We start from the raw sequence: 13,892 nt of genomic DNA on the forward strand, positions 1-13,892 counted from the left end.
TTGTTCTAATCTCTCCGGCTCTATCATACGATTTACTAGAGTTAAAGAGTCAGGAGAGATCCGGATGAAAAAAGAAATAAGGCCGAAATCCTTCTTAAAATTGATGATCTTTACGACGGCGGTAGTTGTTGGCGCAGGGTTTCTCGCGATGTATCGGGATGAGATTCCATATCTGAAAAATATGCATGGGCCCGAGTTGGAGGTAAGTCTTTTCCAAGCGATCTTAGGGGTGGAAATTCCCGGGGGATTAGGGGAGGAAAAGCAGAAGGCAGATCGGGCAACACGAATCTCTTGGCTTTTAGGGATCAATCCAAAAGATCCATTAACCCTTCTGGCATCAGAGATTCCCGGACTTCAAGGATATCGGGGAGTCTTTTTTGATGGGGGAGAGGATTTAAATTATAGTGATTTGCCCATGGAATCACATCCCACGCCGGAGATGTGGGCAAAAGCGGAAAGTGACGCGATCCTACCCGACGAAGCGCCAAAAACGGTGGTTATCACTTCAAAAAACCAAAGCGCACCGACGGTATACATTTATCATACCCATAATAGGGAGTCCTGGATTTCGGAAGTGAAAGGAGCAAAAACGGATAGTGAAGCCATGTCATCCTCGCGAAATATTACTTTAGTCGGTGAGACATTTGCCGAAGCCTTAAAGCAGGTAGGGATTTCCGCCATTCATGACCAAACGGATATCTATGCTCTCTTAAAAAAAGAAGGGAAGCCATATAGCCTCTCGTATGCCCGATCGATGGAGATTGTGGAAACGGCGAAAAGAGAGCATCAAACATTAAATTACTTTTTTGATTTTCATAGGGATGCGATCGGTAGGGAAAAGACGACAGCCAAAATAAACGGAGTTGATTACGCGAAGATCATGTTTGTGGTGGGGAAAGGAAATAAGAACTGGAAAGAGAATCTTAAGTTCGCCGAATCCTTACAGAAAAAGCTGGAAGAACAATATCCGGCAATTACCCGACCCATCGTTGGATACGAAAAAAGCACGGGGCATAATGGAGAGTATAATCAATCGATCTCCTCCCATGCCATCACCGTGGAAATCGGAGGGATCGGGAATAACGTGGAAGAATCAAAACGTTCTGCTGTCGCCCTGGCTCATGTTTTTGCAGAGCTTTATTATGAAGATGCGGTTCCGGTTGTAGAACCTATCGTGGAGGGGAAGAAAAATGGGTAAGGGAGTATCCGGATTTCTTCTTCTCCTTTTTCTCTTTGTCACAGGGATCCTCATCGGTATGCAAATGGATCGAGAAAAGAAAGGAATTCCCACACCATCCGATACGGAGTTTGGTGTTAACCCGCTGGAAACCTATATCGTACGGATAGAGAACGGGAAGCCGGTCTATGCGCCGATCCACCCTTTTTCGCAAGGAAACCAAGGAGAAGCGGACTCCGGGAGTTTATCCAATCCCCAGGAAACCCATGTCCCCAACGCATCAACCGATATGAAAGAAAGTGATCATCGGATGGAAGTGGGGGAATCGGGAACAAATGAAGGCGATCGGAAGGAAACGGCTCCTGTGATGGCCCAGGAGGGAGATTGGGATCGCCTTGGACGAAATTTGGGAAATCAACTCTCTTCCTTTACACAGAAAGCCCTGGAGAGAGTAGTCGGTTTTTTTGTGAAAAAATAATTTGGGAATGGAAGAATTTGTGCTTGCATTTCTCGCTGAAATGTTGTAAATTCTTATTTGTCGCCGCTCGTCGCAAGCGGAGTAAAAAAGAAATCTGTTCGGGACGTAGCGCAGCTCGGTAGCGCGCACCCTTGGGGTGGGTGAGGTCGCGGGTTCAAATCCCGCCGTTCCGACCATCCTTTCTCTCTTGACTTAACGGATTTTAGAGATTAAAATGGTAAAGCCTGCGGTCGTGGTGGAATTGGCAGACACGCTACTTTGAGGGGGTAGTGCCGCTAAGGCGTGCGAGTTCGAGTCTCGCCGACCGCACCATCATCGCCTGGATCCTTAGCTCAGTTGGTTAGAGCGCTACCTTGACATGGTAGAGGCCGGGGGTTCGAGTCCCTCAGGGTCCACCATACGTAAGCTTCAAAGGCCCTGAAGAACAAGGCTTTTTATATTTGGTGAGCCGGTATCGGTCCGTTTGCCGGAAACAAAGGTCGATCGAATGAGAGGTTCGAAAGAAGGAGGGCAAACACCCGACCCGAGTAGCGGTAAAGGAAAGGGAGGAAGGAATCACGTGAGAAGGCTCCCCAAGCCTCTCTTTGGGAAGCTCTCTTTGATTGTTTATTTGGGTAGATTTTCTTTAAAACGTCGGAAGGCTTCTGAGAAATCGTACGAAGGCAAGTTTCTTTTTTTTAATTTCATTTGGTTCCAAATCTGATTTCCTTCAGTTTCCGTAATCATTCCTTTTGTTACAGCCGAGCATAACACATCATCCGTTGAGATTAAGCCGAGTGAATATGTATTACAGTAGTTAAGAACATCTTTTAAATTATTACTTGCCACTGTTCCCTCAACCATTCTTGCCCTCGACATGACAGCTGCTTCCCCTTTGCCTATTCCACCACTTAGAAGTTTTAAATATTCTTTACCTTCGGGTGTACCAGGGTAGATTTGGAAAACCGTGATGTTTTTCTTTTTAATTTCTTCTTCCAACAAAACCGAAACATGGCTATAATATGTAAAGCGTTTAAGAAAAGCTATTTCGTCAACAACTACGTCAGGGACATAAATTTGCCCTTTATAAATTTCATACAGAATATCAAGTCTATTAATCCAAAGAAACGAGCTTATGAAATCGGTGTCACAAAGATAAGGGGGGATTTGAGGAAGTTGCCTCATATCAAATCCCCCTCTTCATGTTCATTTTCACTATATAATATATCGATCAGACCGGCTTCAAGCAGTAATTCCTCATATTTGCCCGATGATATTAGTCCTTTATCGAAGGCGATTTTTGCTTTTTCTGCATATTTAGATATAACGGCATAATCATTTGACTCTTGATATAGAGAAACATTATAACCAAGGGACCTAGCGTTTTTGATAACATTAGGTTTAAATACAGCTGCCTTTTCACTACTTAAACCCATTTGTTGTAATCTGACCAGCATGGCTGTATGACTAATACCAAAGATCTGTTCAAGGTCGATTACATCTTTCAATGTAATGGTGGAATCATCTAATCTTTGTATACCTCGACGGTATAGATGAAAGTTAATTGCCTCATCAGGAGCGAGAAGATAAGATGCAAATAAATCAGCCTTGAATTCATTTGGTTCCCTAACGTCAAATCGACCTACAAAACAAACTCTACCTGATATATCAACATCGAATTTGATATGATAATACTCATGTGCGGCAGTAAAATTTTGATGCCCGATGCTGCGTTTTGTGTTAATAAATACCAATTCGGAGTGGCCGCGTTTCAGGAAAAATCCTGAAATATGACTGTCGATCGGTTCTTTTATGACATTTATATCTGCTTCTTTGAGCAGTTTAAAAACCTCAATAGGACTATAGGGGCTTATCCCATATTCTATTCTTGTTTCCAGTGCTTTTTTTTTACATATTTCGGCCCATTCATTCCATTTACTCATCTTTTTGTTTCACCTTCCAGAAGCTCATCCAACCATTTCAAGTTGAATAAAAAACGTTGACAACGAGCCAACAGATCCAGATCTTTTTCAGATAAGCCTGTTGCGCGAAAAGCCATGGCAACTGAATCGTGTTCTTCCGCCGTTTCCGATGCCGATAAAAAATACTCAGACGGATATCCGTAAAGATCAGCTAACTTAGATAATGAGAGAAGGTCAATTTCCCGTGATCCGGTTTCGAAATAGGAGATTTGTTCACGTGCAACACCTAAATATTTTCCCACTTGTAATTGCGTTAAACCATTTTCTTCCCGTGCCTTCTTTAATTTTCGTCCAATCTCCCTAAAAAGGTTTTCCATATTTTCGCTCCTTTTTTAGACGACTGTTTATTCTCATCCTATCCATTTCATTGTAACATATTCGTTACAAAAAAAGAAGATACTTATTTTGAAAATAGGTTGGCACGGAGGTAACGGCCGATTTTATATGACCAAAACGAAAAGGCCATTCCTATGGAAAACAAGGCGTTTTTATTTTTTTGAAAAAAGTCAATGGAAAGGCTTGCAATGTGTAAAGAGCTCTGCTATACTACAAAGTACAGGATCCTGTATATTGGAGAGTGCATATGCAAAACGAAACTTTATTTTCACGTAATGGATTAGCAGTCAGGAACATAGCCCGTGAGCTTCTTGCGTGTGAAATCGGTTCGAGGATTCCTAGGGTTCAAGACTTCGCGGCCAAGTATGGAGTTGGGAGAGGAACCGTACAGTCCGCAATCCAACTTCTCACTGATTCCCGGGCAGTGGAACTTGATTCTCGAGGTCATCTGGGTACGTTCCTCCTGACAGCCGATTTTGCGAAATTGTGGGAATTCGCCGGCCGTTCCAATTTGATGGGGGCCATGCCTTTGCCGTATTCTCGACGAAACGAGGGATTGGCCACCGGGCTCTATGCGGTGTTCGAACAACAAAAAATCCCTTTTCACATGTCCTATATGCGTGGGGGTGCCAACCGTGTTAAGGCGTTAACCGAGGGCCGTTACGACTTTGTTGTTTTGTCCATGCGGGCTTCTCATCTGGCTGTCGAGGAGAATCATGTGGCAGTTTTACACGGCTTTGGTGCGCGTACTTACGTTGGTGCACACGGATTGCTTGTGCGCGATCCGAATATTCGCTCCGTAAAACCGGGGATGCGCTTCGGTATAGACTCGTCTTCGCTCGATCAATACACGTTAACCATGGAACTGTGCAAAGATATTGATGTTGAGTTTATTGAACTCCCTTACATGCAGATATTGGAACAGTTGTCCCAAGGAAATATCGATGCGGCAGTTTGGAACATCGATGAGTTGGAAGAACGATTTGGGCAGCATGGACCGATTCACATCATCCCATTGGAGTTCAACGAGGACGACGCGACGGAAGCCGCTTTGGTCGTTCGCCAAGAGGATCTAAAGATTTTCCAGAACCTTCTCAAGAAGGTCAATATGGAACAGGTGGTCGCAATTCAAAGGGATATTCTCAATGGCGTACGGGTTCCCCGCTATTGAGACGACAGGGGGTGGTATCATGAACGAGGCTTTGAATGAACGACTTGAGATTTTAGAAACCTCCCATCAGATTACTCCTCCTATTCGGGAACACGTTAAGCGATTTGTGGAGTGGTTTGAAAATACCTACCAGATTCCTCTCGGTGAAGAAAATGCAGGAGCGTTTGTTACACACTTTGCCGTCGCGTGCGCCAGACTGCAACGTGGGGAACCGGTAACGGAGATCCCTGAGAGTATTGCGGAAATCGTTTCCCGGCATCCGGAAGTATACCAACAGGCACTCGGAATGTTTGAAGGGATTGCGGACAACGCCACTGAGGCAGAAATAGGCTTTCTCACCATGTACCTATGCCTGTTATTAGGAAAGGAGTAATAAGCGATGACGATTCGGATTATGATTGGCGGTCTCAAGAAAGAGGTGATGGAACGGGCCGTTCGTCAGGCTGGCGGCAACAAGGTAGAGGTAACGGTGACTTCTGATTTCGAAGCTGCAAAAAAAATTAAAGCAGGACAAGCGGATTACTATTTTGGAGCTTGCAACAGCGGAGGGGGTGCTGCCTTATCCGTTCCGATCGGAATACTGGGCTATGGGAATTGTGCAACGGTAGCCAAAGCAGGGGGACGTCCGAAAGCGGAAGAAATCGAAAAGCTCGTTCACGAGAACAAGATCGCGTTTGGCATGGCTGTGGAAGCGATTGAAGAAGCTGTACCCATTTTGGTAAGGTGCTTGTTAAAAAAACATGGTTTAGAATAGGGGGGATGTGGTATGGTGTTGAAACTTATTATCGTAGGCGTCCTTTGTGCCTTGACATCATTGGCGTCACACACAGGGCGAGCCGTGTTCCACGATGGGGTTCGACCGATTATGCCGGAGTATGTTGAAGGGAGAATGAGACGTGGAGAGATGGCATCCATCGCCTTTGGTTTGAGCGCCGGATTCGTATTTTCGGTTGGATTCGCATTTACCCTTGCATCGAAACTTTTAAATCCGTGGTTGCTCTTTTTGCCGACAGATATCCTTGGCGTTCTTGCTCCGAACAAGTGGATTGCTATCCTTTTCGGGGGAGCATGGGGGATCGCTGTAACCGTTGCGTTTGATGCACTCAACGTCTTTTTCGGTCTGTTGCCCATCAATTTCTTAAACGCTTTGGGTGCACTCTCTTCTCCCGTCGTTGCGGGTTTTGCATTGTTCCCTGTTCTAGCGGTTTTCTACCAGTTTGGCAAAGTGAAAGGTATTATTACACTTGTTCTTGAATTAATCTTCCGTCAATTGGCCGCCACCAAAATTCTCACCGTGGGTGGGACGGCGATTTATCCGGAAGCGTTGGAAATGTTCGTCGGTGTAATCCTCCTTGTTGGGTTTGCGATTGCCAAGGATGTGAAGGAAAATAAGACGAGAGAAAAAAGCGAAGGTTCCGGCGAAAGCATATTTGCAGTTCGTACTAAGCGCATTATGTCGTCCATTCCTTTGTTGGCGGTAATTGGTGGTTTGGTGGCTTTGATTAGCAACATGCAATATTTTGCGGGCTCCGAAGTTGACTTCCAAGCTCTTCACACTGCCTACCAATCGACCGCATACCAGTCGGGAGACATGAGTCAAATTGGAACGATTGCGTTTGCCGACATGATTCGGGGCCTGGCCTTTATCCCCCTGATTGTGACAACGGCGTTGGCTTCGGGGGTTTACGGGGTAGTCGGGCTAACCTTCGTCTATCCCATCGGATATTATGTTGCCCCTGTTTTGTTCGGAAACGGTGTGGCAGGTCACATCGCCGCGTTCGTTCTTGGAGCCGTCTGGATAAGCCTCGAGATGTTGGCCCTTCGGGCTATTGGGAAAGGACTTGAGAACTTTCCGTCATTGCGTGAAGCATCGGACAGTATCCGCAATGCGATGAACAACGTGTTGGAGATCGCTTTGCTCATCGGTTCGGCATTAGCCGCCCTGGGAATGACCCACTCACCTCAAGATCCGCAAAACTTCTTTGCTTTCGCAGTATTCGGAGCGTTGTATTTGATTAACGAGGCCCTTGGCCGCCCCGTCATTCGGTTGGCCGCCGCCCCTCTCGCAGCCATTATAACCGGTGTTGTCGTCAACATTTTCTATGTCTTGAACTTATTGTGACCTGACTTCCACTGCAAAAAAAACGGAACACCCATGGTAGGATGGGCCTTGCCCATCCTACATGGGTTGTTTAATGGGGTGAATCGTATGGGATTGATCAGAACCGTACTCGGCGATGTGAAACCGGAATCCTTGCAAGCAACCATGATCCACGAACACATCGCATTTGATTTGTCTCACGTTCGCAATGAATCGGATTCAATTCTTGGAGATACTCCGGAATTGGCGAACGAGCTTCTTCTTACGAAGGATTATGGGTGCAACGCGTTCGTGGAAGTAACGAACCGTGGGATGGGGCGGGACGTTCAGGCGTTGGCTGAATTGGCAAAGAGACTTGATATTTACATCATATGTGCAACCGGTTTTTATAAGGAAAATGTTTATCCCGTCGAGGCGTTTGAAAAGTCCAGAGAAGAGCTGGCGGAACTGTTCGTATCCGAGATTACCGCCGGAATTGACGGAACTCACATCAAGGCAGGGATCATCGCCGAGATTGGGAGCAGTTATCAGGAACTGACGAAAACGGAAGAGAAGGTGTTTCGAGCTGCTTGTGATGCCCATAAAAAAACAGGCGCACCGCTCAGCACACACTGTGAATTAGGCACGATGGGAATCGCGCAACTGCGGATATTCGAGTCTGAAGAAGTTGATTTTCGCCATATCTCGTTTGGTCATCAGGATCTCAACCGAAATATCGATGAACAAGTAACGTTGTTAAAAAGTGGAGCTTTTATCCAATTCGACACCGTCGGCAAGAACAAGTATCGTCCTCACGACGAGCGTGTATCGAACTTGTTGGCCTTACTTGATAAAGGCTTTGAGGATCAACTGATGTTATCTGTCGATCTTACGAGGAAATCCTATTTTCGCCAGAATAACGGTCCAGGTTATGTATATCTGTTTGATACGTTTCTACCGGATTTGCGGAACGCAGGTGTGCCGGATAGGGTCATCGAGAAAATGCTTATTGAAAATCCACGTCGTTTCCTGACGTTCGCCTAAGGTGATCAGAATGAAGTTCTACCCATTGGAACCCATTTCTCTGGACGATGCAAAGGAAGTGCAGTTTCGGTTTGTCCGGGCAATTGCCGATGTTTTTTCCGGTTCGGAATTTTTTCAGATGGGGGATGTGGGAGTCCCCCCGTCCGGAGCCCCTCTTAGGACACGGAAGGTAGAGAGGGTCTTAGCCAAGTTCTTTGGTGTTGAAGATTGTGCGTTGGTTCGCGGAGCCGGGACGGGGGCGATTCGATTGTCCCTGGCGGCGTATCTCGAAGCTGGTGAGACGGTGATTATCCACGATGCGCCTGTCTATCCTACCACTAAAGAGACATTTCGAATGTTGGGTCTAAAGACCTATATCGTCGATTTCCACGATGAAAAAGCCCTCTCGGATGCCGTACACCACGGCAAGCTGCTTTATATTCAGCACACGCGCCAAAAACCGGATGATCACTACGACTTAGGGAGAGTCATCGCTATCGCCAAACGCGTTCGTCCGGAGCTTCCGATCGTGGTGGATGAAAACTATGCCGTCTTTAAGACAAGACATATCGGAGTGCAAGTGGGCGCGGATGTGTCTACCTTCTCCGCCTTCAAACTGCTGGGACCCGAAGGGATTGGCGTCGTTTTGGGAAGCAAGGACTGCATTGAGCGGATCCATGAGAGGAACTATTCCGGTGGAGGACAGGTTCAAGGCCCTGAGGCGATGGAAGTGTTGCGGGCATTCACCATCGCACCGGTCCTGATTGCTGTCCAATCGGAACAGGTATCCCTCCTCGCAGACCTGTTAAATGCCGGATCTGTTCCGGGGATCCGCGAGGCTTACATTGCCAATGCCCAGTCCAGGACCGTCATCGCTCGCCTCGATGAACCTATTGCTCCCCAGGTGATTGCAGCCTGTGAAGCATTTGGCGCAGCACCCTATCCTGTTGGGGCGGAGTCAAAATATGAGGTTCTTCCCATGATCTATCGCGCTTCCGGAACGGTTTTAGAAAGTGAGCCGGCATTGAAACCCTATTTGTTACGGATTAATCCGATGAGAGCCGGTGCCCGGCTCGTTGTGGACATCCTAAATAAGGCGTTGGCGAAGGTACGATCCGATCATGACTAAGATGGAATGGATGGAACGGTTCGCCTACGCCTACGCTAACGCCTATCGGTACACCGATTCTATCGTCTGGGTTAACCCGACAGCTCCCACGAGCGCTAGGAAAAAACTGGAGCAGCATATGGAGCTTATTTTATTCGGTGTGAAGGATACCGATCAAATACCGATGAATGCAGTCCGGCAGCTCATCGAGGCACCCGACTTCGTATGGATGACCGTGGACCGAATGGCTCCGTATGGGAGGGCAATGGATCCGGGATTGACGAATCCGTTGACCGGCCGCCTCATGACCGGTTCCTCAAGCGGTAGCGCCCTCAATATTTTACGTGGAATTCATGATCTCGCCATCGTTACGGACGGAGGCGGATCAATCTTAGGCCCGGCGCTTGCCACTCAGTTATATGGGATCAACGCCAAGGGAATGGGGTTAACCGGGCTGCACCCGTCTCGTTCCACCGACGGATTTTCCCTGGAAGTGGGGATTGGAGTTATCAGTCACTCATTCGCCTTTGCGAAGAGTGGTATCGAAACGCTGTTGTGTCGAACCCTGGACGATCATGTAGAAGGACTGTATATTGCACTGGACCGTGCGGCGCCGGATAATGTAGAGGACCTATTGCGTCAGTACGGATGTACGATTCGCCGATTTGATAAAGGGGATTCGTATGAGAGAACTCGTGGGCTTTCTCTGATGAATGAACTTTTCAATGAAAACCAAGTGATTATCAGCATGGAAGGCCCCGTAGATGTAAAAGAGTATGCAGACTCTTTGGTCATGGACGGACGTCCGGACGGGCTGGGTGGAAAGTTTCTTCTGCGCAGCGCGAACCTGGCAAATACGACGTCCGTGGCCGTCCCGGGGAATAAGGCCGCATCGGGATTTATCGTCATTGCGCCAAGTGGCGTAGAATCGGGTAATCATGCGATCGCAGTGGCCGGCCTGCTGGCGAAACACTATCCACGATCCGCGCTATTTGAGGATTACTTCCTTCGACGCATGCGTTACGGGCAGACTGGTTTTTTTCATGAAGGGATGTGACATCATGTTTCTCGCTCAATTGCTCACTAGAAATGAAACGTTTATCGATCGTGCGCTTCAACTCTACAAGTCCGGATTCATCCCCCCCAATTCCTATGTTTTAGATGTGGACCAAATCCAACGGAACACCGAGTCCATCGTACAAACCGCAAAAAAAGAGAGAATTAATCTTTACTTCATGACCAAGCAATTCGGTCGGAATCCGGTTGTTTATCAATCCATCGTGTCGGCAGGTATAAAAAAGGCCGTTGCGGTTGATCCGGTGGAAGCCCTAACCTTGGCGCAAAATGGGGTGGAATTGGGACATGTGGGGCATCTTGTGCAAATCCCCCGATATTACATGGAGCCAATTCTCCGGTGGCGTCCGGAAGTGGTCACAGTTTTTAGTATCGATGCGGCGAGGGAGGTCTCCCGGGTGGCTTCCGACCTTGGCTACGAGCAGGATCTTCTGTTGCGTGTCGTACGGCCGGATGACTATTTGTACGACGCACAAGAAGGGGGGATACCGCTTAACGATTTGGAGGAAGTGGTTCAGACCATATCGGCACTTCCCAATGTGCGTGTGGTGGGAGTCACCTCTTTTCCGTGCGTCATTGTGCAGGATGGTGTCCCCACGTTCACCAACAACCTTAAAACACTTCAGTTGGCTAAAGAGCGACTTCAGGAATTGGGGGTTGAATTGAAGCAGGTGAACGCACCAAGCGTCACTTGTGTGGCAACCCTTCCCATGTTGCGAGCCGCGGGCGTCACTCATGGGGAACCGGGGCATGCTTTGACGGGGTCCACCCCTTTGCATGCGTTACCCGGGCAGGTGGAAGTGCCGTCCTACCTCTACATTACCGAAGTCTCCCACTACTTCAACGGTTATAGTTATGTTTATGGAGGCGGGTATTATGCCCGTGGACATATTCAACATGCGCTTGTGGGAGGTTCCTTGACAACGGCGGAACATGTTGAGGTAGCTCCTCTCCATGCGGAAAGCATCGACTACTACTTGAAAATTGCCGGTAAATTTCCAGCAGGAACACCCGTGATCCTCGCTTTTCGAACGCAGATGTTCGTAACCCGAGCTAACGTGGTTCCTGTAACGGGAGTTCATGAGGGGCGACTTAAGGTTGCCGGAATTTATAATGTTGAAGGGAAGCGAATCGGATGAAACGAGCAGTCCTGTGTGTTCTTGATGGATTCGGTGCGGGGGCGATGGAAGATGTTTCCGCTGTCCGTCCGCAAGATAGAAATGCGAATACGATGCGGCATGTCATTGAACAAACAAGTGTAAAGATACCCTTCCTTAGTCGGTTAGGGCTCCCCCATATCCTTAACGATCCTTCGTTATTAGCGCTTACTCCCCCTCTGGCGAGTTATGGCAAATGCAATCTATATCATTACGGGGCGGACAGTTATACCGGTCATAACGAAATCATGGGAGCAAAACCGATTATGCCAAAAACACAGTTTATCCGTGAATTGGCGCCGCTGATTGAAAAACGGCTGGTGGAAAGAGGGTTCAAAGTAGAATATCCGGTTGCAGGTACCGGCATTCTGCTCGTCGACAACGAGGTTGTCATCGCCGACAATATGGAAAATGACCCGGGGCAGATCATCAACATTACAGGAGCATTGGATACGACCCCGTTTGAAAAGATCTTTGAGATTGGGAAAATTGTACGGACCATCGCCGAAACCAGCCGCGTCATTCCTTTGGGAGGGACCGGCATTACCGTAAGTGATATTCTCTTGAACATTGTGATAAAACCGGAGCGGACCGGTGTGGATATGGGACGTCTAAATATATACAACGAGAACTATCAAGTTCGGCATCTAGGTTTTGGAATTGATCCCGACAAACAAATACATTCCATCCTCATGAAGCAAGGATTGGAAGTATATCTGTATGGGAAGATGGCGGATGTGATCACGGGAGAGGTGATGGAACGAAATCCCATGGTCAACAGCCAGGGCGTGATGGACCTAATCTGTAATCGATTGGAGAATATGAAGAGCGGATTTATCTCCGCTACCATTCAGGAAACGGATTTAGCCGGTCATGAGCAGAACCCGGAAAAGTTCGCGGCGGTCTTGGAAATTGCGGACGCAGGTTTACGCCGTATTTACGATATGCTTCATCCCGGAGAGCTCCTGATCGTAACCGCCGATCATGGCAATGACCCGACCATAGGCACAAGCCAGCATACCCGGGAAACAACCCCGCTTCTCGTCTGTGTAAAGGGATCTCCGGCGCGGGAACTGGGGCTACGCACCACACTCGCCGATGTTGCGGCCACAATAGCGGATTACTTTGGGGTGAGCGCACCGGAATTTGGGACTTCCGTGTTGTCGTAATCCCTTTTAAATGCTTCGTAAGGATAGGTGACGAATTATGTACGAAAAAAAAGCAATTGTTAACTTAAACCAAGGGCTGCACGCACGCCCTGCCACTGAGTTTATCCAAAAGGTACGTCAATTTGGAAGCAAAGTATTTGTGATCAAAGAAGGAAAAGCTGTGGATGCCGGAAGCATTCTAGGGTTGATGTCGATGGCTGTCGTTAAGGGAACCGAAGTTACCATTCGGGCCGAAGGGGCGGACGAAGTGGAAGCGGTAGAGACTCTTTGTAAATTTCTTACGCAGACGGAGTGAGATAAGTTATCACAAAATTCTTCAATGACAACGTGAAACCATTCTTGGGTCAATGGAAGAGAGGAGGGATGGCAAAGTGAAGATTCGAATCTTCAACAGCCCCCATGACGCGGGCATCTATGTTGCTGCATTAGCGGAACAGATCATTGAAAGTCGAAGGAAACCTGTTTTGGGACTTGCCACTGGGTCTACGCCGATTCCTTTTTACGAGGCATTGGTTCATCTGCATCAGTGTGGTCTCGACTTATCACGGGTAACGACCATCAACTTGGATGAGTATATCGGATTAGATTCTTCCCATCCTCAAAGTTATTCGTGGTTTATGTGGAAACATCTCTTTTCCCATGTAAACATACCAAAAGAGAATATATATCTGCCAAACGGGGTAGCAACCGATTTGGAAGCGGAATGCCGCAGATACGACGAAATCATCCATTCTCATCCGATTCACCTTCAGATCCTTGGGATTGGCGTTAATGGGCACATTGGTTTCAATGAACCGGATGACACCTTACTTTCCGGAACGCACATTGTTGAATTGCGCCCGGAGACCGTAATGAGCAACGCGAGATTTTTCAACGACATTGGAGAGGTGCCAAAGCGTGCGATTACTATGGGGGTTCAGGCCATATTACAAGCCGATAAAATCGTGTTGATGGCATTTGGGCGCGAGAAAGCGAAGATCATCGCTAAATCCGTCTACGGTGAGGTTCGTACGGACGTTCCTGCGAGCATCCTCAACTTGCACAAAGACGTGACCGTGGTACTTGATCGCGACAGTGCCGGTGAGTTGTTGGACGAAAGCGGCCGGTTGCGGACGAAATAACCGAAATGGCCCGAAGTTGGGTGTAAAAAGCCCAATT

Annotated in this window: 16 protein-coding genes and 3 tRNA genes; 16 read left to right on the top strand and 3 right to left on the bottom strand. The window is 47.7% G+C overall.

The features are described from left to right. Positions 1-64: 64 nt before the first annotated feature. The 5 genes from spoIIP (at position 65) to THEAE_RS0108520 (ending at position 2,053) form a co-directional block, all read left to right on the top strand. A complete protein-coding gene (spoIIP, locus tag THEAE_RS21975; RefSeq protein WP_052329870.1) occupies positions 65-1,198 on the top strand; it encodes a stage II sporulation protein P in 1,134 nt (377 codons plus the stop codon). After that, positions 1,191-1,655 (top strand): hypothetical protein, encoded by a 465-nt coding sequence (locus THEAE_RS0108505; RefSeq protein ID WP_028987170.1) that lies wholly within the window; start codon positions 1,191-1,193, stop codon positions 1,653-1,655. Before spoIIP ends, THEAE_RS0108505 begins: the two co-directional genes overlap by 8 nt. Before the next feature lie 99 nt (positions 1,656-1,754). Next, positions 1,755-1,831 (top strand) — tRNA-Pro (locus tag THEAE_RS0108510). A gap of 50 nt (positions 1,832-1,881) precedes the next feature. Beyond that, positions 1,882-1,967, top strand: a tRNA-Leu gene (locus THEAE_RS0108515). Between the two features lie 9 nt (positions 1,968-1,976). Next, a tRNA-Val gene (locus tag THEAE_RS0108520) sits at positions 1,977-2,053 on the top strand. Positions 2,054-2,261: 208 nt separating this feature from the next. On the opposite strand, the gene THEAE_RS0108525 is transcribed toward THEAE_RS0108520, so the two are convergent. The 3 genes from THEAE_RS0108525 to THEAE_RS0108535 are packed head-to-tail and all read right to left on the bottom strand — an operon-like array spanning position 2,262 to position 3,933. Then, positions 2,262-2,819, bottom strand: coding sequence for a hypothetical protein (locus THEAE_RS0108525; protein WP_039944374.1), 558 nt, complete (start codon positions 2,817-2,819; stop codon positions 2,262-2,264). Beyond that, positions 2,816-3,577, bottom strand: coding sequence for an ImmA/IrrE family metallo-endopeptidase (locus THEAE_RS0108530; RefSeq protein WP_028987172.1), 762 nt, complete (start codon positions 3,575-3,577; stop codon positions 2,816-2,818). Before THEAE_RS0108530 ends, THEAE_RS0108525 begins: the two co-directional genes overlap by 4 nt. Further along, the gene (locus THEAE_RS0108535) at positions 3,574-3,933 is read right to left on the bottom strand and encodes a helix-turn-helix domain-containing protein (RefSeq protein WP_028987173.1); all 360 of its coding nucleotides are present in this window, start codon (positions 3,931-3,933) and stop codon (positions 3,574-3,576) included. The genes THEAE_RS0108530 and THEAE_RS0108535 overlap by 4 nt, the downstream gene beginning before the upstream one ends. Positions 3,934-4,199: 266 nt before the next feature. Between THEAE_RS0108535 and yhfZ the strand changes: the two genes are divergently transcribed. From yhfZ to nagB, 11 genes are all read left to right on the top strand, one after another. Then, positions 4,200-5,123, top strand: coding sequence for a GntR family transcriptional regulator YhfZ (gene yhfZ / locus THEAE_RS0108540; protein WP_039944377.1), 924 nt, complete (start codon positions 4,200-4,202; stop codon positions 5,121-5,123). Between the two features lie 19 nt (positions 5,124-5,142). Continuing rightward, positions 5,143-5,496, top strand: a complete 354-nt coding sequence (locus THEAE_RS0108545; protein WP_028987175.1) for a PRD domain-containing protein — start codon at positions 5,143-5,145, stop codon at positions 5,494-5,496. A gap of 6 nt (positions 5,497-5,502) precedes the next feature. Beyond that, entirely contained in the window at positions 5,503-5,877 is a 375-nt protein-coding gene (locus THEAE_RS0108550) for a DUF2620 domain-containing protein (RefSeq protein ID WP_005584117.1), read from the top strand. Between the two features lie 12 nt (positions 5,878-5,889). Beyond that, entirely contained in the window at positions 5,890-7,245 is a 1,356-nt protein-coding gene (locus tag THEAE_RS0108555; RefSeq protein ID WP_005584118.1) for a YhfT family protein, read from the top strand. 87 nt (positions 7,246-7,332) lie between these two features. Beyond that, positions 7,333-8,247, top strand: a complete 915-nt coding sequence (locus THEAE_RS0108560) for a phosphotriesterase family protein (protein WP_039944379.1) — start codon at positions 7,333-7,335, stop codon at positions 8,245-8,247. Between the two features lie 10 nt (positions 8,248-8,257). Next, the gene (locus THEAE_RS0108565; protein ID WP_028987177.1) at positions 8,258-9,355 is read left to right on the top strand and encodes an aminotransferase class V-fold PLP-dependent enzyme; all 1,098 of its coding nucleotides are present in this window, start codon (positions 8,258-8,260) and stop codon (positions 9,353-9,355) included. After that, entirely contained in the window at positions 9,348-10,391 is a 1,044-nt protein-coding gene (locus THEAE_RS21980) for an amidase family protein (RefSeq protein WP_028987178.1), read from the top strand. Before THEAE_RS0108565 ends, THEAE_RS21980 begins: the two co-directional genes overlap by 8 nt. A 4-nt stretch (positions 10,392-10,395) precedes the next feature. Then, a complete protein-coding gene (locus tag THEAE_RS0108575) occupies positions 10,396-11,547 on the top strand; it encodes an alanine racemase (RefSeq protein ID WP_028987179.1) in 1,152 nt (383 codons plus the stop codon). Continuing rightward, the gene (locus THEAE_RS0108580) at positions 11,544-12,734 is read left to right on the top strand and encodes a phosphopentomutase (protein ID WP_028987180.1); all 1,191 of its coding nucleotides are present in this window, start codon (positions 11,544-11,546) and stop codon (positions 12,732-12,734) included. Before THEAE_RS0108575 ends, THEAE_RS0108580 begins: the two co-directional genes overlap by 4 nt. A gap of 37 nt (positions 12,735-12,771) precedes the next feature. Then, positions 12,772-13,029 carry an HPr family phosphocarrier protein gene (locus THEAE_RS0108585; RefSeq protein WP_005584127.1) on the top strand — a complete coding sequence of 86 codons (258 nt, stop codon included), beginning with the start codon at positions 12,772-12,774 and terminating at the stop codon, positions 13,027-13,029. A 76-nt stretch (positions 13,030-13,105) separates the two neighbouring features. Next, positions 13,106-13,855, top strand: a complete 750-nt coding sequence (gene nagB / locus THEAE_RS0108590) for a glucosamine-6-phosphate deaminase (protein ID WP_005584129.1) — start codon at positions 13,106-13,108, stop codon at positions 13,853-13,855. The last annotated feature ends 37 nt before the right edge of the window (positions 13,856-13,892 follow it).

Source organism: Thermicanus aegyptius DSM 12793, assembly GCF_000510645.1.
GTDB lineage: Bacteria > Bacillota > Bacilli > Thermicanales > Thermicanaceae > Thermicanus > Thermicanus aegyptius.

Coding starts and splice junctions, on each gene's coding strand:
- spoIIP (WP_052329870.1), top strand. CDS start 65: ATGAAAAAAGAAATAAGGCCGAAATCCTTCTTAAAATTGATGATCTTT.
- THEAE_RS0108505 (WP_028987170.1), top strand. CDS start 1,191: ATGGGTAAGGGAGTATCCGGATTTCTTCTTCTCCTTTTTCTCTTTGTC.
- THEAE_RS0108525 (WP_039944374.1), bottom strand. CDS start 2,819: ATGAGGCAACTTCCTCAAATCCCCCCTTATCTTTGTGACACCGATTTC.
- THEAE_RS0108530 (WP_028987172.1), bottom strand. CDS start 3,577: ATGAGTAAATGGAATGAATGGGCCGAAATATGTAAAAAAAAAGCACTG.
- THEAE_RS0108535 (WP_028987173.1), bottom strand. CDS start 3,933: ATGGAAAACCTTTTTAGGGAGATTGGACGAAAATTAAAGAAGGCACGG.
- yhfZ (WP_039944377.1), top strand. CDS start 4,200: ATGCAAAACGAAACTTTATTTTCACGTAATGGATTAGCAGTCAGGAAC.
- THEAE_RS0108545 (WP_028987175.1), top strand. CDS start 5,143: ATGAACGAGGCTTTGAATGAACGACTTGAGATTTTAGAAACCTCCCAT.
- THEAE_RS0108550 (WP_005584117.1), top strand. CDS start 5,503: ATGACGATTCGGATTATGATTGGCGGTCTCAAGAAAGAGGTGATGGAA.
- THEAE_RS0108555 (WP_005584118.1), top strand. CDS start 5,890: ATGGTGTTGAAACTTATTATCGTAGGCGTCCTTTGTGCCTTGACATCA.
- THEAE_RS0108560 (WP_039944379.1), top strand. CDS start 7,333: ATGGGATTGATCAGAACCGTACTCGGCGATGTGAAACCGGAATCCTTG.
- THEAE_RS0108565 (WP_028987177.1), top strand. CDS start 8,258: ATGAAGTTCTACCCATTGGAACCCATTTCTCTGGACGATGCAAAGGAA.
- THEAE_RS21980 (WP_028987178.1), top strand. CDS start 9,348: ATGACTAAGATGGAATGGATGGAACGGTTCGCCTACGCCTACGCTAAC.
- THEAE_RS0108575 (WP_028987179.1), top strand. CDS start 10,396: ATGTTTCTCGCTCAATTGCTCACTAGAAATGAAACGTTTATCGATCGT.
- THEAE_RS0108580 (WP_028987180.1), top strand. CDS start 11,544: ATGAAACGAGCAGTCCTGTGTGTTCTTGATGGATTCGGTGCGGGGGCG.
- THEAE_RS0108585 (WP_005584127.1), top strand. CDS start 12,772: ATGTACGAAAAAAAAGCAATTGTTAACTTAAACCAAGGGCTGCACGCA.